Source organism: Niastella sp. OAS944, assembly GCA_024809215.1.
Classification (GTDB): domain Bacteria; phylum Bacteroidota; class Bacteroidia; order Chitinophagales; family Chitinophagaceae; genus Niastella.
In genome coordinates this window covers 66,635-93,278 of record JANUBW010000005.1, presented here as the reverse complement: position 1 = coordinate 93,278, position 26,644 = coordinate 66,635, and the positions used below count along the sequence as shown (strand labels likewise).

At 41.8% G+C, this 26,644-nt stretch carries 24 protein-coding genes; 13 read left to right on the top strand and 11 right to left on the bottom strand.

The genetic code is table 11. The features are described from left to right. Positions 1 to 35: 35 nt before the first annotated feature. From GGD38_RS21190 to GGD38_RS21180, 3 genes are read left to right on the top strand one after another with little or no spacing between them, the layout of a single operon-like run. Positions 36 to 2,351, top strand: coding sequence for a pentapeptide repeat-containing protein (locus GGD38_RS21190; RefSeq protein WP_375301197.1), 2,316 nt, complete (start codon positions 36 to 38; stop codon positions 2,349 to 2,351). Continuing rightward, entirely contained in the window at positions 2,311 to 4,470 is a 2,160-nt protein-coding gene (locus GGD38_RS21185) for a pentapeptide repeat-containing protein (protein WP_375301196.1), read from the top strand. The genes GGD38_RS21190 and GGD38_RS21185 overlap by 41 nt, the downstream gene beginning before the upstream one ends. Positions 4,471 to 4,491: 21 nt before the next feature. Continuing rightward, complete coding sequence (locus GGD38_RS21180; protein ID WP_375301195.1) at positions 4,492 to 7,746, top strand: hypothetical protein; 3,255 nt, start codon at positions 4,492 to 4,494, stop codon at positions 7,744 to 7,746. Positions 7,747 to 7,803: 57 nt separating this feature from the next. On the opposite strand, the gene GGD38_RS21175 is transcribed toward GGD38_RS21180, so the two are convergent. Then, entirely contained in the window at positions 7,804 to 8,880 is a 1,077-nt protein-coding gene (locus GGD38_RS21175; RefSeq protein WP_375301194.1) for a serine hydrolase domain-containing protein, read from the bottom strand. Between the two features lie 198 nt (positions 8,881 to 9,078). Here GGD38_RS21175 and GGD38_RS21170 point away from each other — a divergent pair, with 198 nt between their 5' ends. From GGD38_RS21170 to GGD38_RS21160, 3 genes are all read left to right on the top strand, one after another. Continuing rightward, positions 9,079 to 9,474, top strand: a complete 396-nt coding sequence (locus tag GGD38_RS21170) for a hypothetical protein (protein WP_375301193.1) — start codon at positions 9,079 to 9,081, stop codon at positions 9,472 to 9,474. Between the two features lie 80 nt (positions 9,475 to 9,554). Further along, positions 9,555 to 10,097 (top strand): hypothetical protein, encoded by a 543-nt coding sequence (locus tag GGD38_RS21165; protein ID WP_375301192.1) that lies wholly within the window; start codon positions 9,555 to 9,557, stop codon positions 10,095 to 10,097. Between the two features lie 9 nt (positions 10,098 to 10,106). Then, complete coding sequence (locus tag GGD38_RS21160) at positions 10,107 to 10,808, top strand: ferredoxin (protein ID WP_375301191.1); 702 nt, start codon at positions 10,107 to 10,109, stop codon at positions 10,806 to 10,808. A gap of 8 nt (positions 10,809 to 10,816) precedes the next feature. Here GGD38_RS21160 and GGD38_RS21155 read toward each other — a convergent pair whose 3' ends face one another. Next, positions 10,817 to 11,254 carry a hypothetical protein gene (locus tag GGD38_RS21155; protein ID WP_375301190.1) on the bottom strand — a complete coding sequence of 146 codons (438 nt, stop codon included), beginning with the start codon at positions 11,252 to 11,254 and terminating at the stop codon, positions 10,817 to 10,819. A gap of 343 nt (positions 11,255 to 11,597) precedes the next feature. Between GGD38_RS21155 and GGD38_RS21150 the strand changes: the two genes are divergently transcribed. From GGD38_RS21150 to GGD38_RS21140, 3 genes are all read left to right on the top strand, one after another. After that, positions 11,598 to 12,293 carry a hypothetical protein gene (locus GGD38_RS21150; protein ID WP_375301189.1) on the top strand — a complete coding sequence of 232 codons (696 nt, stop codon included), beginning with the start codon at positions 11,598 to 11,600 and terminating at the stop codon, positions 12,291 to 12,293. Positions 12,294 to 12,524: 231 nt separating this feature from the next. Beyond that, positions 12,525 to 13,163 (top strand): hypothetical protein, encoded by a 639-nt coding sequence (locus tag GGD38_RS21145; protein ID WP_375301188.1) that lies wholly within the window; start codon positions 12,525 to 12,527, stop codon positions 13,161 to 13,163. A gap of 6 nt (positions 13,164 to 13,169) precedes the next feature. Then, the gene (locus GGD38_RS21140) at positions 13,170 to 13,799 is read left to right on the top strand and encodes a formyltransferase family protein (RefSeq protein WP_375301187.1); all 630 of its coding nucleotides are present in this window, start codon (positions 13,170 to 13,172) and stop codon (positions 13,797 to 13,799) included. Positions 13,800 to 14,105: 306 nt separating this feature from the next. Here the strand turns inward: GGD38_RS21140 and GGD38_RS21135 are convergent, their stop codons facing one another. The 9 genes from GGD38_RS21135 to GGD38_RS21095 form a co-directional block, all read right to left on the bottom strand. After that, on the bottom strand, positions 14,106 to 15,014 hold the full coding sequence (locus tag GGD38_RS21135) for an alpha/beta hydrolase fold domain-containing protein (protein ID WP_375301186.1): 909 nt from the start codon (positions 15,012 to 15,014) through the stop codon (positions 14,106 to 14,108). Between the two features lie 70 nt (positions 15,015 to 15,084). Further along, positions 15,085 to 15,714 carry a hypothetical protein gene (locus GGD38_RS21130; RefSeq protein WP_375303734.1) on the bottom strand — a complete coding sequence of 210 codons (630 nt, stop codon included), beginning with the start codon at positions 15,712 to 15,714 and terminating at the stop codon, positions 15,085 to 15,087. Next, on the bottom strand, positions 15,711 to 16,166 hold the full coding sequence (locus GGD38_RS21125) for a hypothetical protein (RefSeq protein ID WP_375301185.1): 456 nt from the start codon (positions 16,164 to 16,166) through the stop codon (positions 15,711 to 15,713). The genes GGD38_RS21130 and GGD38_RS21125 overlap by 4 nt, the downstream gene beginning before the upstream one ends. Before the next feature lie 26 nt (positions 16,167 to 16,192). Then, on the bottom strand, positions 16,193 to 17,086 hold the full coding sequence (locus GGD38_RS21120; RefSeq protein WP_375301184.1) for an NAD(P)H-binding protein: 894 nt from the start codon (positions 17,084 to 17,086) through the stop codon (positions 16,193 to 16,195). 86 nt (positions 17,087 to 17,172) lie between these two features. Further along, the gene (locus tag GGD38_RS21115; RefSeq protein WP_375301183.1) at positions 17,173 to 17,688 is read right to left on the bottom strand and encodes an SRPBCC family protein; all 516 of its coding nucleotides are present in this window, start codon (positions 17,686 to 17,688) and stop codon (positions 17,173 to 17,175) included. A 74-nt stretch (positions 17,689 to 17,762) separates the two neighbouring features. Continuing rightward, complete coding sequence (locus GGD38_RS21110) at positions 17,763 to 18,518, bottom strand: pirin family protein (RefSeq protein ID WP_375301182.1); 756 nt, start codon at positions 18,516 to 18,518, stop codon at positions 17,763 to 17,765. A 30-nt stretch (positions 18,519 to 18,548) separates the two neighbouring features. Continuing rightward, entirely contained in the window at positions 18,549 to 18,812 is a 264-nt protein-coding gene (locus tag GGD38_RS21105; RefSeq protein WP_375301181.1) for a zinc-binding dehydrogenase, read from the bottom strand. Then, on the bottom strand, positions 18,809 to 19,489 hold the full coding sequence (locus GGD38_RS21100) for an NAD(P)-dependent alcohol dehydrogenase (protein WP_375301180.1): 681 nt from the start codon (positions 19,487 to 19,489) through the stop codon (positions 18,809 to 18,811). Before GGD38_RS21100 ends, GGD38_RS21105 begins: the two co-directional genes overlap by 4 nt. A 46-nt stretch (positions 19,490 to 19,535) precedes the next feature. Then, entirely contained in the window at positions 19,536 to 20,273 is a 738-nt protein-coding gene (locus GGD38_RS21095; protein WP_375301179.1) for a helix-turn-helix domain-containing protein, read from the bottom strand. Between the two features lie 116 nt (positions 20,274 to 20,389). On the opposite strand from GGD38_RS21095, the gene GGD38_RS21090 reads away from it, so the two are divergent. The 4 genes from GGD38_RS21090 (at position 20,390) to GGD38_RS21075 (ending at position 26,609) form a co-directional block, all read left to right on the top strand. Continuing rightward, on the top strand, positions 20,390 to 21,022 hold the full coding sequence (locus GGD38_RS21090) for a hypothetical protein (RefSeq protein WP_375301178.1): 633 nt from the start codon (positions 20,390 to 20,392) through the stop codon (positions 21,020 to 21,022). A gap of 173 nt (positions 21,023 to 21,195) precedes the next feature. Beyond that, the gene (locus GGD38_RS21085; RefSeq protein WP_375301177.1) at positions 21,196 to 21,960 is read left to right on the top strand and encodes an ImuA family protein; all 765 of its coding nucleotides are present in this window, start codon (positions 21,196 to 21,198) and stop codon (positions 21,958 to 21,960) included. A 1-nt stretch (position 21,961) separates the two neighbouring features. After that, positions 21,962 to 23,464, top strand: coding sequence for a DNA polymerase Y family protein (locus tag GGD38_RS21080; RefSeq protein ID WP_375301176.1), 1,503 nt, complete (start codon positions 21,962 to 21,964; stop codon positions 23,462 to 23,464). 10 nt (positions 23,465 to 23,474) lie between these two features. Further along, the gene (locus GGD38_RS21075; RefSeq protein ID WP_375301175.1) at positions 23,475 to 26,609 is read left to right on the top strand and encodes an error-prone DNA polymerase; all 3,135 of its coding nucleotides are present in this window, start codon (positions 23,475 to 23,477) and stop codon (positions 26,607 to 26,609) included. Positions 26,610 to 26,644 lie beyond the last annotated feature (35 nt).

Below are 26,644 nucleotides of genomic sequence, written 5' to 3'. Positions count from 1 at the left end.
TTTTAATTCTTGCGAAACTTTTAAATAGGAGACCAATGATCAAACGATTCATTGGGATGTGCGCTATTGTCATGATCTTTCATGCCTGCGCATATTCCCAAATGTGCCCGTCCAATGGCGGCGGCCCTAACTATGCAGGTCAAAACCTTACAGATTATAATTTTACTACATTGCCGGCTAACGCACTGGTGGGTGCAAACTTTACCGGTGCAATCCTTAGCGGTGCTCAATTTCAAAATGTAAATTTAACCAATGCCAATTTTTCCGGCGCCAATATGCGCCGGTCGGCAAAAGGCATAACCGATCTAAGCGGCGCACTACTTGACCATACCTGTTTTCAAAATACACAAATGGACAGCGCCAATCTTCAGTTCGCCGTTTTTAAAGCCACCGATCTGTCGAACGCCAGTTTATTGTCGACCAATTTTGGTCCGCTAATGACCATTCAGCTTTCCAGTGATAACATTCGAACAAAATTTAAAAATACCACTACCGATTTTAATCATTTCCCCATCAATAACTGGCCGGCAGCTTACTGGTCGTATACCGATCTTAGTAATTGCCGCATTTCAGGGCTCAACTCTCAAAACTTCAGCTTTAAAGGAAAGAATATCAGCGGCGCCATTTTGCAGGGTATGAACTTCTCCAATTTCGATTTCAGGCAATGTGTAATGACGGGAGCCGACTTTACCGGCGCCACACTTAATTATGCGCACATGGACAGCAGTACCATGGACCAGGTAAAAATGGTAAATGCCAAACTAAACTTTACCCAAATGACCGGCGTAAACTTTTACAACGCCGCCAATACGGGCAAGATAGCTGATCTTTCGGGTGCCGTGCTGAACAATGCAACCCTGCACCGAAGCAATTTCACTTTTGCCAATATGCGCGGTACAACGCTGTTAGGTGTAACCGCCGACAGTTGTGTATTCAATTCTGCCAATTTTCAATCAGACACCGCCTATAATGTGGCCAATTTTTCCGGCGCCAACTTAAATTACGCTTCGTTCAGTTCGGCACAACTCAATGGCGTTAATTTATCAAATGCGTATATCGTTAATGGCAATTTCAGCAACCTAACGCTAATGAGCACCAATTTCAGCTATGCCATTATGCCGGGCGCTGTTTTTCAACAAAGCACACTGGAAGGTGTATTTTTTACCGGCGCCATTTTGCAGAATGCCAGTTTTGTTTCCGCATTGATGAAAACACCACCTAATGGCGGGGCAGGGGTCGATTTTTCCTGTACACAATTGGGCGGGGCCGATTTCTCCAATGCAACCATTACCCAGGCCAACTTCTCTGATGCGGTAATGCCGGTGGCCGACTCCTGTTGCAAAACCCTCGATGGAAGTTATTGCGGAATAATAGCCATTAACCAGAAAGGATATGGGGCTACCATTTTGCCTCGGTTAAAGAATAAAGTAACCTGCCCCAATGGCGACCTCGATACCTGCCATGGACTGCAATGGGTAGTGCCCGGCTGGCGCACTGCCAATTGTAACCCACAGCACGTAACCCAAATTGTTTGGTTTAAACCCAATTGCGGCGGCAGCGATACTACCGGCATGATCACCTTTGCCGATCCCAATCTGCAGTCTTGTTTGGTGAATCAGTTATTTGGCGGCGATAACAGTAAGGTGATCACCAAAAATATTGCAGCGCAGGTGCCATCGCTAAGTTGCCCGTGCATGGGCATCAGCAACCTCAGCGGGCTTCAAAACTTTACCTCGCTTAAGTCGCTCGACCTTTCGTGTAACAAATTAACCGATGGCACCTTCTTTGCACAATTGCATTCCCTCAATAAACTAAAAGTAAGCGAAAACAAACTGGTGATGCTGAATTTACAGGGCGTGCCGGGGCTCAATTACCTCGATGCATCGGACAACGCGATCACCTCTGTACTACTGGATGCCGATAGTTATGTAAACTACCTCGATCTCTCATACAACAACCTGTCGCAAATGGATATTTCCATTCAAACGGCGCTTAACTATGTCGATCTTTCTTATAATAAGTTAACAAACGTAGGCGATCTCTCGGGCCTCAGCAATGCCAGTACCATTTACCTGCAAAACAATTCCCTTAAAACCATCGGCAATATTGCCGGTATCTATAACAGCGGAAATGGAAATCTTTTATACATGAACCTGGCCTGTAACCTGCCTTTTCAATGCAACACGCTGGGGCTCGATAATAACCAGCAGGAAAAAGATTTTCTTAGTCATACCCTGTGCGGGGTGAATAATTTACCCGGTTGTAGTACAACATTTTCTACCACAAATAAAACCATTAAAAACATCCCCCATGTGCGCAAAAACAAAAAAAGCCAAACACTACATCAATAGAACAGGTTATTTATTTGCCGGCCTGTTGTTGTTTGTACTGTTGTTGTTAAACGCAGCCGGCCATGCCCAAACCAGTAATGATTGTCCTTTCTGCTACCTGGCAGGTAAAAGCTTTGCCGGGCAGGACCTCACCAATGTAAATTTTAACGGCGCTACTTTAGACAGTGCCGATTTTACCAATGCCCGCCTAGATGGCGCCAACTTCAGTAACGCAAGCCTTATTGGGGCAAAATTCACCAACGCAAAAGCCGAAGTATCCGCCAAAGGACCGGTTAATTTTTCCTTGGCTAATTGTACCGGCGCCGATTACAGTAATACCAATTGTAAGAATGCCACATTCTATTATGCCAACCTTAGTGGCGCCAATTTCACCGGAGCCGATCTTACTACTGTGCGTATGGGACCCGAACTAAAAGTGTATAATAGTAGTCCCGCCATTTTTAAAGGAGCTAAACTGGGTTGTGAATTCTTATCTCATATATATGTCCTGAACCTGAAAGACGCCCAACTACCGCCCTGTTTACAACAACCTGTATCGCAGGCAGCCAAAACGGCCCGCTTAACAATTACTGATATAAAGAAACCATCCGACGCTACACAATCTACACTGGTTACGGCCAGTGGTAAAGGAGATTGTAAAAGAGATACTACGAAAGCGATGCCGAAGGAGGTACTGGCCGCAGGAGACACCTTGCATGTATCTACCACGGGCACTGATAATGGCAGCTGTGGTGGCGCAAACAGTCCATGTAAAACAATCGCGCAGGCGGTAACCAATTGCGGCGCCAATGCCTGTACCATTGCGGTAGACTATGGTGAATATCCCCTCAGTACATCTGTGTCGTTGAAAGGCATTAACCTGGTGGGCGGTTTTTATAATGGTCAGGCTACCACTTATCAGTCAGCGCTGTTAGCGCCGCCCGGCGGTTTGCCGGCCATCATTGCTACAGGCGGAGCAGTGAACATCAGCAATTTTATATTGAATGGCAGTACTACAACACAACAAAATACGGCCAGCATTGTGCTGTTGGCGCAGGGCAACAGCACAGTAACCCTGTCAAACACCAACATCAATTCGTTTAAAGGTGGTTTGGGTAGCAGTCCCAACGCGCCAGGGCCAGGCGGTAATGGTAATAAAGGCGGCGATGGCAGCAATGGTAAAGGCGGGGGCGGCGGTACATCCGCCTGCTCTAACAATACCGGGGGGGTGGGCGGCAACAGTTCTTACTTTACCAAAGCCGATTGTAAATATTTATGGGCTAAGGTGCGGTGTGAGCAAAGCATACAGGTTTGCTGGTACAATGGCGGTAGCGGCCAGCCCGGTTCCACGGGCGTATCGGCAGCAGGCTCTACAGCGGCCGCAGGCGTCTTTTACTTCTGCGGCAGCAAAGAACGCCCATCTACAACCGCAACAGGTACTACGGGCACGGCTGGGGCCTGTGGCAGCAACGCGGCCAACCCCAACAGTAATACTACCGGCACATTTACCAATCAGCAGTGGACAACCGTTACCGGTGGCAACGGCACAGGCGGAGGTAATGGCGGCGGCGGTGGTGGTGGCGGTTGTGGCGGCTATTGCGCTTATTGCGGTTGTTTTTGTGGGGAAGAAACCTACAATGGCACCGCAGGCGGTGGTGGCGGCGCCGGTGGTTGCGGGGCTGCAGGGGGGCAGGGCGCCAATATGGGCGGCGCGTCCTTTGGCGTAGTGCTTATTAATGCTACCCTGGCTGCAGACAGTACCGTAAAAATAACCAACGGCATGGGAGGTGATGGCGGAACAGGCGCCGCCGGCAATAGTGGCGGCACCGGCGGGGCAGGGGGCAGCGCCCAGGCAGGCAATAACGTTTGTAATAATACCGGCGGTCAGGGCGGTTCCGGTGGCCCGGGTGGGGCGGGCGGCGCCAGCGGTGGTGGCGCAGGAGGTAATGGCGGCCCCTCTATTGGCGTGGCGCTCGTAGGTAATTCAACATTCTCCAATAAGATCATATTCTATGCAGGCAAATCGGGTACGCCCGGTTCTGGTGGCAGCGGCGGCAATCCAACAGCCGGGGCCACCTGTTACGGCGCCAAAGGAAATGGCGGCCTAAATGCCACAGTAGCTAATTCTTATCAATATTAATAACTCTAAAATTATCTTCTAATGGGAAATGAAAAAACAGCTACAACTTTAGGCCACATTTTTCATGTGAGCCTAACCGACAAGTTCAACGATGAAGATTACTGGCTGCATGTGGCGGGAAAAAAATACCCGCTGGTAGCACATACTACCGAATCGCTGGCCGAATCAGTTAAACAGCAACCCGCACTGGCGAAATATCCGCAGGGACATCTTACACACTATACCCAGCTACCCGTTCCCATGCAGTTGAACCAGGTAATACGCATTTCGGTACGGCATACCAACTATACAGGTAAAGTACCGGGCGATTATGGGGTACATTTTGTGGCTATTCATGTAGTGCCTAACGACGATGCGCACCAGTTAATGGCCACACAACACCAGGTAAAGGTAGTGGCGCAGCCAATCGATTACGTAAGCACGGCAAAAGCATTGATCTTTCACCATGCCGACCTCATTACTGCCAATAGTACGTATGCGCCTATTGTTATGGACCACATGGACCAGGAGAAAGCACCATCTACCTATTTGTTGATACAACAACTGGCTACACAAATGCGCATCGCCGGGCCGCCAACAGCCAACAGCGGCTGGGCAAATTATAAGCCTTTTGATGCAGGCAGCAAGGGAACCAAACAAACCCTGGTGCCCACGGATAATACCATTCAAAATGCCGGCGCTTCCATGACCGCCGTGCAAATAAGCACCAAGAACGATACCCGGTTGCAGGGTACCAGCTGGACACAGGAAACCGGTACCAGCGTACAGACTTCCGGCACCAGTGCAACGCCTGAATTATTGGGTTCGGTAAAGCTCGATGCTGTGAGTGGTGATAACTGGACGGCATCCCTTGCCAATACCAATACAGCCAATGGCCTTGAAACATCTATCAAAGTGCTTAATAGCGATACCCGGCAAGTGCAGATAACGATGAACAACTACTATGTGCGATGGCTGGCATCTTACATTCAGTTTATTGATGCCGATGGTAACGCCATGAGTACCCCCACCTGGCAACCCGACGATGGCGGTATAGTGGCCGACATTGTGAATGCACTTAGCCTTAATTACGACAACATGCGCTTTATTGGCTGGGTAAACCCTATAAACACGGTGTTTGCAATTCCTGTTTCAGCCGACCCGGGCACCCTTACCGTTAACATAACCTTCCCTGCAAATGCCGTTTCGGCTAACCTGTATGGTTGCGGGCTGGGCACCGGTAATAACCAATATCCTAAAACACCGGTGATCGGCGGCGTATTTACCGGCCTGGCCAATTTGGGTATTCCTACATTCTTCCTTGGCTTTGGTGTGGCTGCGCAAACGTATAAACCATTGTACGACATCATGGGCAAACCCGCTTTCATTAAAGCAGTAGTAGCATTGGGTGTTACATACTTTGGCGGTGATTTTATTTACAATGGCGCAGTGAATAAAAAAATGGATTGGCATGCATTTTCTACGCTTACACAAATTTTGTTTAACCAGGCCTGTACCAAAGCGCTGGTTTGGTGTGAAGCCGAAATTGCCGGCGGTGAAATTGAAGATGAGATCCCATTTGCAGGCTGGATCATGCTGGCCATTAATATAGCCACCACGCTGGCGCAACTGGCAGAAACAATTGTTGAAGTAGCCACCTCACCGTGGATGATCACCAACAGCATCTCAACTACCATTACCAGTACGCTAACCATTCATCCCGATCCGCGCCATAATGCATTCCCTGCAGCGCCACAGGGATCAACACCTTCTTACGTTACCAAAATGATTTACCAGCAGCAAAACAGGCCCAGTATTACTTCACCTGCTGTTAAACTGAATTCATCGAGCTATCCTGCAACACTACCCGCACAATTCACTAATACGCTGGGCGGACAGGTAAAATTTGAAGTGGATTTTTATATCGACAACTGGCTGGCCGGTAAAGCCACTACTTCGTGGCTCGAAAATAATGAAGCCAATACAGCCAACATTACGTTATACCTGTTTCAACAACCCATACCACTTACCAATAAATCGGTATACACACATACAGCCATTCTGGGTTACCAAAACAATGCCTATACCTGGATACAACAGAGTACACCACCCAATGCCACCATTGCCAATACCGATACCAGCCAAAGCGGTAACGCCATTTCCGACTGGACGGGTTTGGCATTGAGCCAACGCAGCGGCATGCTCGGGCTGGCATGGAAGGCAGCCGGCATGGGCATTACCGATTGTTCAACTGGTTCAGGCGGACAACTATATGCTTTTGAGAATATAGATATACCCGGAGCAGCCATGAGCTCAGTGAAGTTCCCTTCCTGCGGTTTTACTTCGCCTTCGGAACTGGTGTATGATGTATACCCGCCCAAATTTTTAATGAAGAACGGGCAATTTGTTGTAGACAAGAATGGCAATCCGGTGGCAGACCCAACCGATATCAGCCTCGGTAATTATTATGTTGACCCGCGTAAAGCCGATAACGACCAGGATGTGGATGGCGGCTACCATTTGCGCAATGTAACGTTAGATGCCGGTACACCGTTCAACATGAGCGCAACGCAAAATTCATTTGGCCGCTTCCCATACTATCCCGATTCTATTGTCATGCATCCCGGCGGATATGTGGTAGGCGTTAATCGAAAGTATTGTAAAATGATGATCACCCAGTTAACGGGCGGCACCGGACTGGCTGATAACAATATTCCACTGGCGCTCACCTTTGCCGGACAGGCGCTGAACTTTAATGGCAGCGACGGCCGTGCAGGATTGTTGTTCACCCCGGTAGCTGTTACCTGCTCATACGATGGCACCATATTGGTTTTAGAGCAACTGAGCAGTCAGGGCTTTAATATTGCCCGCTTGCAGGCCTTTGATCTTAATGGGAATCCGGTGAACTGCTTCCAGGATAGCAGCGGAAATGCGTCGCCGTTTTTGATAATACCAGCAAACGTTACTTATCTCGATATGGCAGCAGTAGGCGATAATTGCACCACTTATTTGTATGTGTTGTATTATGCAAACGATGGCAGCCATGTGAGCGACTATAGTATGGCGATATACCAGTATGGCCAGGGCGCGCCTAAAGGCAACCTGCTTGTTACTACCACAAATATTCCGGCAGCCCGCCTGAATGTGGATATGTGGCATACACTGTACACGTTGAATTATGCCATGACGCAGGATGGAAAAGGCAATAATGCAGGGCCTTCAGGCGGAACGGGTACAGGTCCCGCCGGACGTACTGTACCATCGGTAAGCGAGTGGATGCCACCGTTGCCTTCATAAATATGATCCACAATTGCAAAAGCCCGTAAATTCAGCATTTACGGGCTTTTTTATCAACTACCGGAAAATTTCTTCTGCAATATTTGCAGCAAATTTATCAAGATCTACAGTTCCGGTATTACTAAGAATAATGATGGTTGAATTATTTTCGAGTATATGAAACAGCATGCTTTGTGCACCTATAATTTTACCGGGTCTTTTAACAATGGTAAACATCTTTTTATTGATGTCGTAATCTTTGTACACCCAAACACCCAATCCATATTCATCATGCGCCGCCGTGAACATCAGGTTTAGGGTTTCCTGTTTCAAAAGTTTTCTTCCAAACAAAGCATCTGAAAATTTTGCAATATCATCTGCTGTTGAATACATAGCACCAGCGGCGTACCAATTGTTTGTATAAACGGGCAAATCGTTTGTAAGCACCTTTGATGCGTCGCGGTAAAAATAGGTATCGGCAAGTTTATCAATAATCTTCTCCTGTGTTATCATGCCGGAGTTTAACAGGTTTAAAGGCTTCAATATTTTTTCTTGTAAGGTTTCCCCAAACGATTTGCCGGTAACTGTTTCAATTATTTTTCCGAGAATAATATACTCGGCATTATTATAATCGAACCGGGTACCCGGTTTGCTAACCAATGTGTCGCTGCAATAGGTAGCTAACATTTCATTGGGTGTATGAGGAAGTTGATACTGTGGTATTCCACTCTTAAGGGCAGACTCAAGAGTTAGCCCTTCGTCCATATTACGCATGCCGGATGTCATGTTCAATAGCTGCTTTACACTTACTTTATCACCGGCCGCGCCTTTATAATCGGGCAAATAGGTAGTTATAGTTTTATCAAGATCAATTTTTCCCTGCTCGTACAATTGTAATATTAAAACAGCAGTAAAGGCCTTGGTAATAGAGGCCACTTTATATTTTGTATCAGTTGTATTGGGCACTTTAAAAGCAAAGTTGGCAAAGCCAAAACTTTTTTTATAAACTGCTTTTGAGTTTTCCTTAATAAGAATAGTGCCATTGAAATTATTCTTCCTTGCGAAAGAATCAATAAACAGGGCTGCTTTTGACGGCTGAGCAAAAGCATCGTTGATGAATGTGGAAATGGTAATGATCAATATTAATTTTCTCATGCAAGCTTTTTGAATAATGATTATACGAATGTGAGATTAGAAATGTTACAAATGGTGAGCAATACTTATGTATGTCATTATCATTGCCTTTAATATAATCTTTTTATTGCAATAGTTTGGCCGATTTAAGAAAGGAGGAAAAAACGGTTTTTTCCCGCATAGGCATGCTGTAAATTAGGCTGAATTTACATTAGATATATGACAAAGGAACTTTCAGTTGACGCCATAAAACAAATAAGATCGTTGACGACTACAATGGTGCTTATTGCGACGGTTGGAATGCTGACTTTTCCTGCGGTTCGCGACAGCCTTATGCTCGAAGGCCAAATAAGGGAACTGGCGGCCTGGCTCACAATAAAAGAAAAGTTTGCACAGTATGACTTTACCAAGCTACACGATTACCCTCAGAATGCCGTTATTAAAGGTTCACCGGAATTACTGGAGGTACAATCCGGTACCGAGATACCAGATACGATCCCCTTTACGATACACCTTCCCTGGACGGGCGAAAAACCACAACAGATCCATTTAATTCCGGTAAAAGATCATAAGGATTGTTATTATATTGGCAATGTTGAATCAGGCCCCCCATAACTACCTATGCTATAGCCTTTCTACATGCGAAACCGCATACGCTGCCAACTGATTATATTATTGATCAGGAGCCACGAACGATGTATAATGCTATTTTCAGGGATTCGCTGGCCGTACCACGAGGGTGGGGCGTGATCAGGTCCATTCTTTTTTCCAGAGGATGGACAGGCAAGCAGCCTAACGATATCAGTTCCAATGATCCGGTATATACAAAATTGATCATAGAGATCTTTTCAAAAACATATACCGTATCAGGTATTCCCTTTGCACCCCGGCTGTATCCCATAGCCCTCACAATTGCTTTAGCGGCCCTTGGCTTCCTGATGCTGGGACCTACGTTGATCCTTTATCGTAACAAACCGGAAACATCTAATGACTCCTGGATCATGTTGCTTGCAATGACAGGATGGCGGGGTAAGATGCTATGGACCGCCCAGTTAATGGCGGCGTTGTTTTGCACTTTAATGCCGGCGGTTACAGGTTTGCTATCACTCATCTTTATTGGACCATTTCTTGAAGGATGGCAGTATGCATTATTGGTGTTATGTGCCATAGGCACTATTTTTACATCTATAATATTGGGAATATGCAGTAAAATATTTCTTACTGCGAACCTGCGTTAAAACAATAAGATGCCTAACCGTTATCATGAAAATTCACAAGGAGATTTCTATGTGGTAGATGGGGTTTGTACAAGTTGCGGCGCCCCACAGGCAGAAGCCCCTGACCTAATAGATCATTCTAATTTAGAATGCGGCCACTGTTATTTTAAGAAACAACCCGAAACGGAGGAGGAAATAGAAAGAGCAATAAATGCAATAGCTGTTTCCTGCATATCGGGACTGAGGTATGGCGGTACTAATGAAAAAATATTGAAACGACTTTACGAAATAGGAGAGGGCGAGCAATGCGACCAAAAGCCCCTGGAAAATTATAAAACAATCATTTGGAACAAAGTAACGTTTCTGTATAATGGTTCCATTAAAGAACTATCTGAGTTAATAACCTCCAAAATCGTTCAGGGAACACCCCATCTTAACAAGCAGATAATTAATTTAAAATTACAGAATGAAAATTACTTTGAGTTTATTTACAGATGGACAACCGGATCGACAGGCATTATTTTTAAATGCTATTCTATTGCCGACAAAAAGTTTTGTATTGACTTTGATATAGAAAAAAGAGGGAACGAAATTTCAATTCGTGGAAACGCAATTGGAATGAATTCAATTCTTGGCTCAAATAAAAATGTTTCTGAAATATGCTGGTTCGATAGGGAGAATAATATTTATAGGGGAGAGGAATTGAGACAAAGGTGGAGATTGTTGTTTTGATAAGATTTTTAAGTTCTTTTATTATCAGAAATTAGAAAGTATTCATCAAAATCCGGCCCCTTGAGATGAAGAAAATCATCTGAAACATACATAACCTCAAATTCGATTGGATCAGTCCTCTCACCAGAGAAGTACATAATAAGTTTACTTTCGCTCAACTTTACACTAAATCTAAATGGGTATTGGTACTTGAATTTTTTGTCTGTTTTTATTCTACCTGACCTGCGATCAATATCAAGATAAAAAAGATATGGATTACTTTCGAGTGAACAACCATTTTCGCACACAAATTCATTAGTATAAGATTCTCCCAACACGCCAAACTCTTTTATCGCATACCACTTTTTTCCGAAAATACAATCTTGCAAATTTTGACACTGTGAGTTTAGCGGGGTCAAAAAAAGCAAAACAAATCCTAAGTAGGTAATGAAATTAATTTTATGCATTGTTCAATAATTTGACTTGTGACAATTCAACTTGTGCCGGAAATAGATGCGGATGGATTAATGTGGTCGGAGTACAATGCTTCAAAAATACACAACTTTTATTTTCAAATTTTCTGATTGATATCAGTCAAGGCATTGAAACAGTGCCTGCCTGTCGGCACACTGTGGACTCATTCTATAAAAGCGATCAAAGTTCGTTTCCAGAAAGGGTGAAAAAACGGTATCAAATTAATACAAAAAATAGATAGCTTGCAATATTCACTCTGTTTACCCAATTACGCCTTTAGTATACCAACACTATTACCAAATTTACATTTGCTTCAATATCAAATTTTAAAATCTTATGACAGAGGCAGAAAAAACAAAAATTAAAGAAGAGGAAATTTATCGTGAAGAGATCAGGAAAAATATTTCTAAGAAAGGTGGATTTGTTTCCTTTATAAATGCGCCTTTATTTTTGTGGTTCCTTTCAGTGGTTGTCATCGGACTAATATCCTTTTTATATAATGACTATGTCCAAGAACAAAAGGATAACATAGAGACGATAGAAAAAATTAACAAGCTTGATTTTGAGATTGAAAATAGAATTTCACAATTCTGGTTCAACCTTGAACCATATATCGGTAAGAGCACAAGCCCCCTAAATAGACTAATTACTTTTAGTAATCTTGTAAATCTCGATACGCTTAAAACTTTCTGGAAAGCGTTCAAAAATGAACCGACCCAAAATCCTAAATTATCACAAGAGATTTATGAGGAATATAAAAACAGAAGCACTCCATCTCTTATGTTTGAATTAACAGCATTGCTTGAGCATAAGTTTGGAAAAGAAATTTCTACATTCTATGACAGTAAAGGCAGGTTAAAAAAAACAACTAATTCACAGGATAGCATTAAGATAGTTGAAATAAGAAAAGTAAAAAATGCAGCAATTTTCATTAGTACAAATAGACTTTTTGACCCAGTATTTATAAAAAATATACATACAACAAAGACCCTTATCCAACTGGATTGTGGAATGTTTTTGGAGAGTATATAATTAAACACAGGTGGGATTCTTACTTCCACTATCGAAATGCTTTGTGGGACTACAGCAATTATGACCCAGGACTTTGATATTTTTAAACTGTAACACCAAATTTATTCTTTCACTATAGAGTGACGACTGACTTTATTATGTGAATACGAAACAATTGAAAGCATTTCAAAAATGAAATTTCAGATCAGCCATGTGACTACTTGAAAACTTAATAGTTGAGATCAAACACAGATGGAAACAAAAAAGATAACACCAAAACGGCCTAACAAAACAATTATATTTTTAAAATTATTTTTAAAAAAGAATATAATTGCCTTGATTGCCCTAATTGTTTCTTTGACAAGCGCATACTTCTCTATAAAAAACTCTCGTGATACTGCTACTCAACAAGCAATTGATAATACATATAAAACATTTTACGACATATGCGTTACTAATTTGTCAAACTGGGATTTAGTTCATTTATATACAGTGGCTGAAAGCTACGATTCAGTTAAATCTAATATACATACAGCAATATCTCCTTTAACAAGAATGAAGCAGGCTGAATATTTATTAAAGGAACGGGCATTTGCTAATTATTTACTTGGAGTGTTCGAGCAAGTTTTTTATCAATATAATCAATCTAGGGAGTCTGGAAATACTAAAAGAGCAGATTTTTTAAAAGCAGTACTTGACTATTTTACTGGTAGAGTTCTAAGAAACCAAAGACTTTTATATTTATGGGATATAAACGGTGGTAAGCTTTCAATTTATTATGAAGAAAGTACTAGAGAGTATTATAATAAGTATGTTTTGAATGATGAGAAAGCCCCACTTATAGTAAAGCCTGACCCTAAAGGACCATACTATTTAGATTCACTAAAATGATTAGGTATGAACGAGCAAAAAATACTATTTATTAGCGACTATTCCAAGTGGAGTCAGAGCGCGTATCAATACATCCAATCTGTATTCAGAAACACTGATAATGTATTCTACGAACGAGGTGATGCCCCAAGCGACACTCTCCAGACTTGGCAAGGAGATTGGATTATTTCATTTAAATCGGAGTTACTACTGCCTCAAGTATTTTTAAAAAAGGCAAGGCTCGGAGCCATTAATTTTCATCCATCACCTCCAAAATATAGAGGAATTGGAGGGTATATCTTAGCATTAAGAAACGCGGATACGCAATTTGGTGTGACTTGCCATTACATGAATAATACAATTGATAGTGGACAAATAATTAAGACTAGCTATTTCGATATTGGAAAAGATGATTCATTACTTACATTATATCATAAAACGGCTCTCCATTGTTTAAAACTTTTATTTGATATTGTTGAACATATTTATTTTGAGATCCCATTTCCAAAATCAAGTGAGAACTGGGGAAAACAATTGTATAAATATGCTGATTTTAAAAATGAATTAGAAATATTGAAGAGCGTTGAAACTAAAGAATCTAAATATGCGGACGTAGCAATTTCTTATCAACTGTCAAAACAATCAAATAAAAAATAAGATTATCAATTCACATCCACTAACAAGTTTATAGCTGGATCACGTTTATAAATTGCTTCTCCAAACTTCACCCACGAGGGGGTAAGGTCAGTCGATGCTTTTTTACAGGAAGAAAAACCAATAACCAGGCGGAAAGTTAATAAGAACAGGACGAAGGGGATTTCATATTTATCAATTGACTGTCACGATAACGGCAATATCTTTTATTTTGGTAGGAACGGCAGCTTATGTAAAAAACAACCCCGCCCGGTTTAAACCAGGCGGAATTATTAGAAACTCATTTACATTTATTGATACTTAAAAATACTATTTTGACTTGGTGGCTATAAATTCCTTAATATCATTTATTGCTTCTAATGATGCCGGCGAATCAATATGTGAAAACAACCAAACATGCTTCTGCCCTTCAAACTCTTTTAATCTTGCTTTTTTCTGTATTGGTTTAATATAAGCATAGAAGTTTTTTGAATCATCATTCAATACTTCATCAGTGCCTACCAACAACAGAACCGGAGGGAATTTTTTAAATTTTATTTCACCTGGGTCTGCTTCTTTGATTTTATCGGGTGCATACATTAAAGCATGGCTATACAAATAGTCTTTACTTAAAATTGGGTCAACTGATTGTTTTGTTACATATGAATTATTAATGCATTTTAAATCAATCCAGGGAGAAATAAGAGCTAAAGAAGCCGGCATTGACAGATTGTATTTTTGAGCGTCATTTACTAATGATATTGCCAACCCACCACCAGCACTGTCGCCCATAATCGTAATTTTGTAGTTAGGATATTTCTTCTGAAGTTCCCGATAAACCTTTAATATTTCATTATTGGCAGCAGGGAACGGATGTTCGGGAGACAATGAGTATTCTATATATAAAATAGCTGAGTTTAATGATTTAGCTAAATGCGTTAACATAGCACGGTAGGCATTTACACTTCCATACGTATATACACCACCGTGCAGGTAGATAACAATGTTTTTTTGGGTTAGCTGATCCTGATTAAACCAATAACTTTTTACACCTGCAATTTCTTCTCCAATTACCGTAATAGTGCTATCCGGGGGGTACGCTTTTCCCAACGTTTCATAAAAAGCCCTAAAACCGTTAATTTTTTGTATAGTACTATCAGGAACGGTTTGTGCATCTACGACCGAAATACTTAACTGGAATATGCTTAGTAGAAAGTATAATTTTAATGCTCTGCTCATTTGTTTTCTATTAGAATGTGAATGAAATTGTTTGTTCCGGAATAAAGAGTTTATATGTTTCCTGATGAATTTATTTTATCAAAAATGGATAGTCTGTGTAGCCATGCTCACCACCACCAAACATGGTTGCCCTGTCAGGCTGGTTAAGTTCTGCACCCATTTCAAATCGTTTTGGCAAGTCGGGATTTGCTAAAAATAGTGTACCAAATGAAATAAGATGGGCTATTCCTTTCTCAAGCTCGGCTTCGGCTGTCGCTTTATCGTAAGCCGTATTGGCTATAACTTTTTGCTTTATCATTGAACCGAACAACTCTATTTCATCATCAGCCGGATAGTGTGAAGCAGAAGGGAAGTAAGGACTTCGTTTCATTAATTCTACAAAGGCAAAGTCTAATTTGTTCAGCTCCTCAATCAAATAAGTGTAAGTGTCAACAGGATTGTCCAAAATCATATTGCCATAAGGATGAAAAGGTGAAATTTTAATACCTACTTTGTCTCCACCAACAGCACTTATTAATTCCTGCATTACTTCTAACACAAACCGTGATTTGTTTGGAATGCTGCCTCCATATTCATCTGTTCTTTGGTTGGCACTCTCCGCTAAAAACTGATTGGGTAAATAACCGTTTGCAGCATGCAGCTCCACGCCATCAAAGCCTGCTTTCATGGCATTTTTAGCGGCCCGGCCAAAATCCCTTATCGTTTGTTTGATTTCGTCCCAGGTAATTTCCCGGGTGTTTCGTAGTCTTTTAAACCTTGTGAAGTGAAATGTTGCATACCTTTTATAGGCAGTGCAGAAGGAGCAAGAGGTAATTTACCATTCCTGTCAATAGAATGACCCACACGACCTGTATGCCAAAGCTGGGCAATAATAATACCTCCATTGTCATGAACGGCTTTTGTAACCTTTTTCCAGGCGTCAATTTGTTCCTGTGTGTAAATCCCGGGAGTTAAAAGACTACCTGTTGCTTCCTCACTGATATTGATAGCCTCGGTAATGATAAGCCCGGCACTCACTCTTTGATGATAGTATTGCACTGTCATATCACCAACTACACCACGTATGTCTGCACGGCTCCTTGTCATTGCAGACATTACCATACTGTTTTTCAGTGATAGATTTCCTAACTCAATTTGTTTAAGCAATTTCATTTTATTAATGTTTTTAATATTACTGGTTATTTATTGTAAAGAGTTACGTAAACTTCATTAGCAAATTCTTCCGCCGTGGTTGGTGTGGTATTTGACTCATCTCTTTTTTGATAATTCATAAAACCTGTTTTAATAGCTGTACCCATTTCTAATAAATTATTTACAAAATCTTCAGAGAAACCATTGCTTAAAAAAGACTGTTTGGCCTGTTCAACCGGCAATTGAACATAGGCTAACCCAGGATTACCAATTGCTTTTCCTACAATGGTTGTCACCTCTCTCAATGTGTAATTTTTAGGGCCCATTACAGCATGAACAGTTTTGCCTTTAAAATCAAGTTTTGCTAAATGACCGGCTGCTATTTTGGCAACATCTTTTGTGGCTACCATTGGAATTGGATGGTCGCCATCTGCTGCGGTACCATTAATACCCATCTTCTTAACTACAGCAATTGTTCTCAGGAAGTTTTCCATAAAGTAGGCGGAACGAATATGCAAAACATTTACATCGCTCAACTGATTTAATCTAACTTCCTGTTCGGCTGTACCACCCATTATGCCATTACCTTCGTGCATATGAGATCCAACACTGCTCATGTTTACGATATACTTAATTCCAGATCTTTCAATAGCTTCAATTAACTTGCCTGTTACCTGTCGCTGATATGCTCTTGTATTTTCAGCTTTTACATCATCAGGTAATAAAACGAACGCGCTGTCTGCATTTTTAAAGGCATTTGTTAATACTTGTACATCAGTTATATCGGCTGCAATTATTTCCGTTCCCAGGGTGCGGTATTTTTCCAACTTATCAGTATGCCTTGCTATCAAGGCTACCTTATGTCCTTCATTTAAAAGGATCTCAGAAATTTTATTACCAACTGTTCCTGTAGCGCCGAGTATTACAATTTTCTTTTTCATTTCTTTAAAAATTTTGTTGTGATTTCTTATTTGCAATGCAAAGATGGTTTAATATAACATGGTAAACTTGTATCAGATCACTGTTCTTATGGTTGTTTTTTCCAGGTAGTCCCTGCTTCTAATCGTCCACTTTCTAAATCATTTTTAATAATATTCAATGCATCTTTAAGCATTGAACGCACTGCTTTCATCAGAATTAATTTAACCACCAGACTTGAAATAAAATTTGTTGGAACAGCCCTGTATGTCCACTCAATTTTGGTCGTGCTGTTTCCTACATCAGTAAAAAGCCACTCACCTTCAAGTCGTTTAAGTAATGCCGATAACACCTTAGAGGTAAAATGTTCATTCCTGTAAGAAAAGGAAGATGGAGCATTCACTGTTAACAGGCTTTCCTGGGAGGTTGACCCATCTTTAAAATATATTGTTCTTGTAAGCCCGGCCTTGCTCCAACCTTCTTTCACACTTGTATCAACAATCGCAGGGATCAAGGCATTTCCACGAAAGATGTGCATCAAATTGATAGGGGCTATATAATTAAAAGCCCGGTCAATTGGAGTATGGATGGTGATTACTATTTTTGTTTCAGGAGACTTTAGCATTTTTTATTTTTACTTATTATTAACTATTTACAGTTCAAAGATCGTTTCACAAAAAATGGCAAACTTGTATCAGATCACTGTTCCTGCAGATTACCACTATACATTCCTTCATCAAAATGAACTGCATTAGTTTGTGTAATGAATAATACGATATCACTTGTTTCAAGTGCATTGAATAGCGGGTATTCGTTTTCTATCAACACACTTTCCCCGGCCTTCAAAGTCATGTTCTCACTTACTTGTATTTCTCCATTAAATACATAAAAGAGAAAAGCAGTATTTTTAGCAGGCATTTCAGGCAAAAGGACGTCCGCTCCATTTTCCAAACGCATATCCATTATCCATGTATTACTACTTACTTGCAATGGATAATCTTTTCCTTTGCCAGCTATTTTTCGCCATTTGTTCAAACTATAAGCTTCCGGCATTTGATGAAACTGAACTTTCGGTTTTAAACCGCCAACTTCCGGTCTGATAAAGATTTGCAACCCTTCTAATACACCACCATCTTCCAAGACCATTTCTTCGTGATAAAAATTTGCACCTGCATTCATCATCATCAATTTCTGGTTTGAAATAATGTCCGCGAAACCTTCAGAGTCAAGATGCTTTACCTTTCCGCTTCGCAAGTAGGTGAGTATCTCATCATCCCTGTGCAGGTGCATAGGGATAAGCGTACCGGGTGTGATCCTGGCATGGTCTATTCTTCCTAATGTAGAAAAACCAGTATCTTTTAACTGCGGACGAATAAGCCCCGGATATAAAATTTGTATTCCAAAACCGCCATGCTGTTTACCATACTTTATGGTTGTATCAATTTTTGTTAACATTGCTTTTAATATTATTATACAAAAGAGGGACTATAACTCTACAGCTACTTTACCTACATAGCCGCCTTGTTCAGCATATTGATATGCTTCTTTGGATTGATCAAATGAAAACACCCTGCTTACCTGAATTTGCAGCCCGGCGTTGATGGCATGCAGCAACTGCTCCATATTACCTGCAGATGGATTAGCAAGTATTACAATATGTTTTTTACCGGTAAATAAATTTTTGAAAAGCGATGTGGGAATTTCAATGGGCTTGGGAGTAGGGTTCAAAAACAGCGCTTTGGGTTTCATGATTTGTTTGGCATTTGCATAACCCATTTTCCCGAAAGATCAATTACAATATCATACGTGTTTTTTTGAGCAAGCACATTTTCTTTGGTGTAGTCTATTACCGAATTCGCTCCCCATTTATTTGCAAAATCTATTGCCTTTGTACTGGTAACTGCTGTTACGGTTGCTCCTGTTTGTTTAAGTAGTTGCAATAGAAACATACCAAAGCCACCTGTTGCACCATTTACCAGAATTTTTGTGCCAGAATTTATGTTTCCCATTTTCCCTAGTGCAGTAACTGCAGCGGCACCTGTAACAGGAATAGACGCTGCCTGGCAAAAATTTATGTGTACTGGCTTTTTCCAAACCAATGCAGAAGGCACAGCAACATATTCAGCCAATGCACCTTCTTTCATAGTATTCTTAACTGCGCCAAAAACTTCGTCCCCCTTTTTAAAGTTGGTTACAGCGGACCCTGTTTCTTCAATGATACCAGCAAAATCAACGCCTGTGTGTTTTGGGAATTTTGAACCGGACATCAGTTTCATCTCGCCTTTTCTGATCTTCCAATCTAAAGGGTTAATTGAAACTGCTTTTACTTTTACTAATACCTGATTTGATTGAACAGAAGGTTTTGACTCTTCTATGCGTTGCAAAACATCTGTGTTTCCAAACTTTTGATAAGCTATTGCTTTCATTGTGCTATCTGTTTAAATTGATAGCACAAATTTGAAAACATCCAAACTAGTAAACTTGTATCAAATCACTATTCTGTTTTAAGGCTTTTGGCGGCATCCCAAACATTTCATACATGTATTTATTCAGCTGGGGCAGATCGTAAAAACCCGTTTCGTATGCAATATCAGTAAGGCTTCTGTCTTTGTTAGAGAGGGTAAGATAAACAACCTGGCGTAACCTTGTCCATAATAAATATTTTGACAAACTACTACCTGTTTGTTCTTTGAATAAGGAAGCCAACCGGGAAGGGGAGAGGAAAACTATATCAGCAAAAGTTTGCGGTGTTATGCCTTGTTCAAAATAATTACCCCTGATATATTCAACTATTTTTGTTACTCTTTCATCATATTCAACCACTGGTAGTTTTGAAAGCAGGGCATTGATGATGATGTAAATGTCAAAAGTGTCTTTACCTGTTTGAAAAAAGGTACTTGTTTCTGATGGAGAATTAAAAATAATATAGTCCTGATTGGTATTAAATCTGCGGGAAAGCTCCAGGCCAATATTTGAGTATGGCTCTATGTTTAAAACATTTATTGTTCCTTTTTCGGCAACGCAAAAATGTGGGACCTGCGGTTTAAGCAAAAAACCATGAATACGTTCGCATAACTGACCATTGATAGTTGAAGTAAACGGGGTATCATTTGATAATACAATTTGATATGCCGAATGGTGGTGAATTTCAACAGTAAGATTATAGGCTTTAAGGGCAAGAATAAACGGATTATTTATTTGCTTGGTCATGATATGTTTATTTTTTCGGCTCTCCATCAAATACATACTTTTCAAAGATACAAGCCGTTTATTGATAATCTCTTTTGTTTCCTCATTTTAGATAAGCCATAACACATTTACCTTATATGAGACTTGTGATTTTCCTAATGATAGCCAGTATGTCTTTTTCCGTATACAGTCAACAAGCGACAATCGCGGGCTTTTTAACGGAAATTGGCCGCTCAACCGATGGTTTGGTAAAAGCCTGCTTACTGGTCAACAAAAACGGCTATGGAACGGAGTTGCTTATTTACAAAAATGGAAAGAACTGGGACACGTTGTCCATTGTGAGGGAGGGCGATAGCGATATAGGCGACACCTGTTTCATTCAAACCGTTCAAATTGACAAAAAGGGACTAAAGGAAGTGGTGCTAAGCTGGTCGGGCCAGGGCTCACACAGTTACGGCGGGCCAACGGGAGGTGGATTTAGTAATAAATTTACCAAACATGAGATCTGGAATTTAAATACGGGTAAGAAACTATTCGCAGCCCAGAGTCTTTATTACAACCAGGAAAGTTTGGGCTACTACAGCGAAAAAGATCCATCCGAATTAAAAACCCGAACCGAAACCTGTTCTTACCAGTATACCTTTGCTGTAACGAAAGATGGTAAGGTTGTTATCAGCAATTTGAAACAAAAAAATTCCAGTCCAGTCTCAAAGCCCGATCATAAGCCAGGAGTTTATCTTTTCAGGGATGATCAATTTGTTAGGCAATGAAAGTAAAAGCACGAATTATAGATCAAGTATTAGAGTACAGTTCGTAACTATTTTAGTACAATGTGTACTTTTTTCCAGCATTAGCAAATTATATTCCAGCTACTTACCTTATTATTTACGGTTCATGTCATTTTGACTATTATATTTAGCTTCATCGTGCTAAGTATTTTAGTATGTTTGCATTTGAAACATTCCCTGTTGATCCGTATATGCTCCAACCAAAGTCAGATATTATCAGGCGTCTTCAGCATGAGATCCTTCCGCTTCAGGGATATAAATCTGCATTAGGCAGATCTTCGCTTAAAATTGATCTGGACGCTATTAATCCGGCATTTCCCAATGCCACCTTCCCATTAGGCGCCATCCATGAATTTATGGTAAATGCCCCTGGTACAAAGGCCGCCACTTCAGGTTTTGTTACCTCCATTATTTCTTCATTAATGAAAGAAGAAGGGGTGGTTCTTTGGATCAGCGCCAACCGTACCATATTTCCGCCGGCTCTCAGCTTTTTTAATATTGATGCACACCGCATCATTTTTGTGGATCTAAGAAATCAAAAAGAAGTTTCCTGGGCAGTGGAGGAAGCACTTCAGGTGAAAGGACTTGCTGCTGTAGTTGGTGAGGTACAGGAACTTGATTTTACAGCAAGCAGGCGTTTGCAACTGGCAGTAGAAAAAAGTCAGGTCACAGGATTTATTCTCAACAATAATAAGAAGAACAATACAAATGCTTCTCTCTGCCGTTGGCAGGTACAGGTTGCTCCAAGTATACCCATCGATAATTTGCCCGGCATTGGTTATCCCTGTTGGAAAGTTGATCTGCTAAAAGTACGTAATGGCTGCCCCGGCAGCTGGCAAATTGCGTGGATGAACGGTCGGTTCTCAACCACTACTAATAAACGGATAGTATATAAGGAGTTTCACAAAAAAACAGGTTGATATGAAAAAGCGATTTGTGTGTGTATGGTTCCATCACCTGGAAGCTGATTGGTTTGCAATGCGAAAACCCGCATTAAAAATGGCGCCGTTTGTACTTGCTGCAAAAGACCATGGCCGAATGGTAATAACAGCTGCTAATGCGTTGGCCGAAGAGCAGGGAATAAAAAAAGGGATGGTTGTAGCCAATGCCCGTATGATACTTCCTGCATTGGAGGTGCTTGACCATTTCCCCGAACTTAATGATAAACTATTGAACAAACTGGCTGAATGGTGTATTCGCTTTTCACCCTGCGTTGCTATTGATGCTCCTGATGCGCTGATCTTCGATGCATCGGGCTGTGCGCATTTATGGGGTGGCGAAATAGATTATTTAACCACTATTATAACGCGGTTGAATGATCGCGGTTACCAGGTAAGGGTTGGTATGGCCGATACTATTGGCGCAGCCTGGGCCATTGCCCGTTATGGCCAATCGTCACCGGTGATTGAGCCCGGCATGCAATCATCGGCTTTACTTTCATTGCCACCCGCTTCATTACGTATTGAACAGGAACTGGTAGAACGTTTATATAAATTAGGCTTACATCAAATAAAGGATTTTATCAGTATGCCGCGTTCTGCCTTGCAGCGCCGTTTTGGCCAGCCATTTTTGCAAAGGCTGAACCAGGCCCTGGGCATGGAACAGGAATTTATTCAACCGGTGCAACCCATAGAAGCCTGGCAGGAAAGATTACCCTGTCTTGAACCTATTGTTACATTAACAGGTATTGAGATCGCTTTAGAGCAATTACTTAATAGTTTATGTAAAAGACTTGAACAGGAACAAAAAGGCATCAGAACACTTCATTTGCATTGCCACCGCATTGATGATGCTATTATTACAGTATCCATTGGTACCAACCGGCCTTCACGTAACCTAAAACATCTATTCAAATTATTCGAGAACAAACTGCAAACTATTGAACCTGCTTTAGGCATTGAGTTGTTTGTGCTGGATGCGGTAAAGGTAGAAGACCATACTGCTGTACAGGAAAAGTTATGGGAAAAACAGGGTGGCTTGCACGACACGCAATTGGCAGAGCTGTTAGATCGTTTTACCGACCGGTTTGGCCGTAATTGTTTTCATCGTTATTTGCCCGATGAGCACTACTGGCCCGAACGAAGTATTAAAGCCTCGCAATCGCTTGAAGAATCTATAACTACCGCTTGGCGAACCGACCAGCCAAGGCCCATTCATCTTTTTCCCAACCCGCAGCCAATAGAAGTAACAGCACCTATTCCCGATTATCCGCCTATGTTCTTCAGGTTTAAAGGGCAGTTGCATAAGATCATAAAGGCCGACGGCCCCGAACGTATTGAACAGGAGTGGTGGATCACCGAAGGTCAACATCGTGATTACTATTGCGTGGAAGATGAGGCCGGACAACGTTTCTGGCTCTTCAGAGCGGGGCATTATGATGCTGCCAAAACCTATGGCTGGTACCTGCATGGTTTATTTGCCTAAATAAAAGCATATGGAGTATACTGAACTACAGGTAACCAGCAACTTTAGTTTTCTACGGGGCGCCAGTCATCCCGAAGAACTAGTGGAATATGCGGCTTCCCTGGGTTATAAAAGTATCGCTATCACCGACCGCAATACGCTTGCCGGTATTGTTAGGGCACATGCTGCTGCAAAAAAAGCAGGTATACAATTAATTGTTGGCTGTCGTATTGATCTGCTCGATGGGCCTTCACTGCTTGCTTACCCCACTGATGTTAACGCCTATGCAAGGCTTTGCCAGTTATTGAGCCTTGGTAATTTGCGGGCCGAAAAAGGCGATTGTCATTTATATAAAGCCGATGTTTATGAATTGGCAGCAGGAATGCTGTTTATTGTTATTCCCCCCGATAAACTGAATAATAAATTTAGGTTTGAGGATTCGTTTATAACAATGCTAAACGAATATAAAGATTCGTTTAAAGAACAACTTTACTTAGCTGTTTCGCGCCGGTATTATGCGCATGATGCAAAATATATTTTCAAATTACATGAACTGTCGCAGGAAATGCAGGTGCCGCTTGTAGCCACCAACGATGTACATTATCATGAACCTAACCGTCGTGAACTGCAGGATATAGTTACATGCATCAGAGAGAAGTGTACCATTTATACAGCAGGTTATACCTTACACGCCAATGCAGAAAGATTTTTGAAACCAGCCACTGAAATGGAACGGCTGTTCAGGCAATACCCGCAAGCTATTCTGAACACGCAAACAATTGCTGCAGCCTGCCAATTCAATCTAAGCGAACTAACTTATGAATATCCCGAAGAAATTACCAGTGAAGGCCGTACGCCACAGGAAGAATTGACCATACTTGCCTGGCAGGGCGCCCATGAACGTTTTGGCGAAGACATACCTGAAAAAACGGTAGCGGCCATAAAATATGAACTGGCGTTTATTGAGCAAATGAATTATGCATCGTATTTCTTAACGGTATATGATATTGTTCGTTTTGCCCGTTCGCAAAATATTCTTTGTCAGGGCAGGGGTTCCGCTGCCAATTCAACGGTTTGCTATTGTTTGGGCATCACCAGTGTGAACCCCGCTAAATTCGATCTGTTGTTTGAACGGTTTATCAGTTCTGCGCGTAATGAACCGCCCGATATTGATGTTGACTTTGAACATGAGCGGCGGGAAGAAGTAATACAATACGTGTATGAAAAGTATGGGCGCCATCGTGCGGCTATTGTAGCCACTGTTACCCAGCAACACCAGAAAGGCGCGTTGCGCGACGTAGCAAAGGCCATGGGGGTTTCTGTTGATACCATTAACCAGTTATCAGATTCCATCTGGGATTCAATAACTGAACGAATAGAAGAGGCTACTATCAGGCAGCAGGGACTCGATCCGGGCGACAGGCATTTAATGAAAGTATTGCAGCTGACCCACGAATTCATCGGCTTTCCGCGGCAGTTAGGGCAGCATACCGGCGGTTTTGTAATAACCCGGGGTAAACTTACCGATCTGTGCCCCGTGCTTAATGCCCGAATGGAAAACCGTACCTGTATTGAATGGAATAAAGACGATATAGATACGCTTGGGTTTATGAAGGTCGATGTGCTCGCTTTAGGAATGCTTACCTGTATACGCAAGGCATTCGATCTGGCAAAACAGCATTATAACCTCCATCTTACGCTGGCCAATATTCCACAGGATGATCCGGCGGTATATGAAATGATCTCCCATGCCGATACTATAGGCGTTTTTCAAATAGAAAGCCGGGCACAGCAAAGTATGCTGCCCAGGTTGCGGCCAAAGACTTTTTACGACCTGGTAATAGAAGTAGCCATAGTTCGTCCCGGGCCCATTCAGGGCGATATGGTGCATCCCTATCTTCGTAGAAGAAATGGGGAAGAACCGGTTGAATATCCCTCAAAGGAACTGGAAGATATATTAGGCCGCACATTGGGTGTTCCGCTTTTTCAGGAGCAGGCCATGAAGATTGCCATTGTGGCAGCGGGTTTTACACCGGCCGAAGCAGACGAGCTGCGCCGAAGTATGGCCACCTTCAAAGCCAAAGGTATGGTCACAAAATTCCAGGAGAAGCTTGTTAAGGGAATGACAGCAAGAGGTTATACGGCAGAATTTGCGCTGCGGGTCTTTAAACAACTGGAAGGCTTTGGATCGTACGGTTTTCCCGAAAGCCATGCAGCCAGTTTTGCCCTGCTGGTATACGTGAGCAGCTGGCTGAAATGGTATTATGCCGATGTATTTGCCTGCGCATTATTGAACAGTATGCCAATGGGGTTTTATCAACCCGCTCAAATAGTGATCGATGCAAAAAATCATGGGGTAGAAGTAAGGCCCATAGATATAAATTATTCCTGTTGGGATAATACGCTTGAAGAAAAAGCAGGGAAGTTTTGCGCCCTGCGACTCGGGTTCAGGCAGGTAAAAGGTATAAGGGAAGAAGAAGTGCAGCGAATGCTTCATCACCGAAAAACGGCATTTACCAATATAGATCAACTGCGTAGCCTGCAACTGTCTGATAATTTCCTTGAAAGGCTGGCTGATGCCGATGCCTTCCGCTCGCTGGGCCTCGATAGGCGCCAGGCCTTATGGGAGCTTACAACAAAAGATACTTCTATTGAATTATTCAAAGGTCAGCAGCCCGAAGCGGCAAAAGATGAAAATGTAGCGTTGCCTCAAATGAGTGTGTCGGAACATGTGGTACAGGATTACGCATCGATATCGCTATCGTTAAAAGCACATCCCGTAAGCTTTATAAGAGAAAAACTAAACAAGCTATATATAACACCTGTTAACCAGCTGTCTAAAATGAAAGATGGCGACCTGGTTAAAGTATCGGGTTTGGTATTAGTGCGGCAGCGGCCAGGTACATCAAAAGGCGTGATCTTTATGACCATTGAAGATGAAAGTGGATGGGCCAACCTGGTTGTTTTCAAAAATATCTTCGATACCTATCGCAAGGAGATCATACAATCGCGGCTCATCATGGTTGAAGGCAAATTGCAAATAGAAGGGGAGGTGATCCATGTGGTAGTATCGGCCTGCTACAATTTTTCAAAATTATTAAAGCATTTGACGTCCACGCAAAAAGAACAGGGTAAGCTGTTTGCTGATGCCAGGAATTTTAAATAAACAATTGTGTTTTTAACCTTTCAGCTGTAGATTTG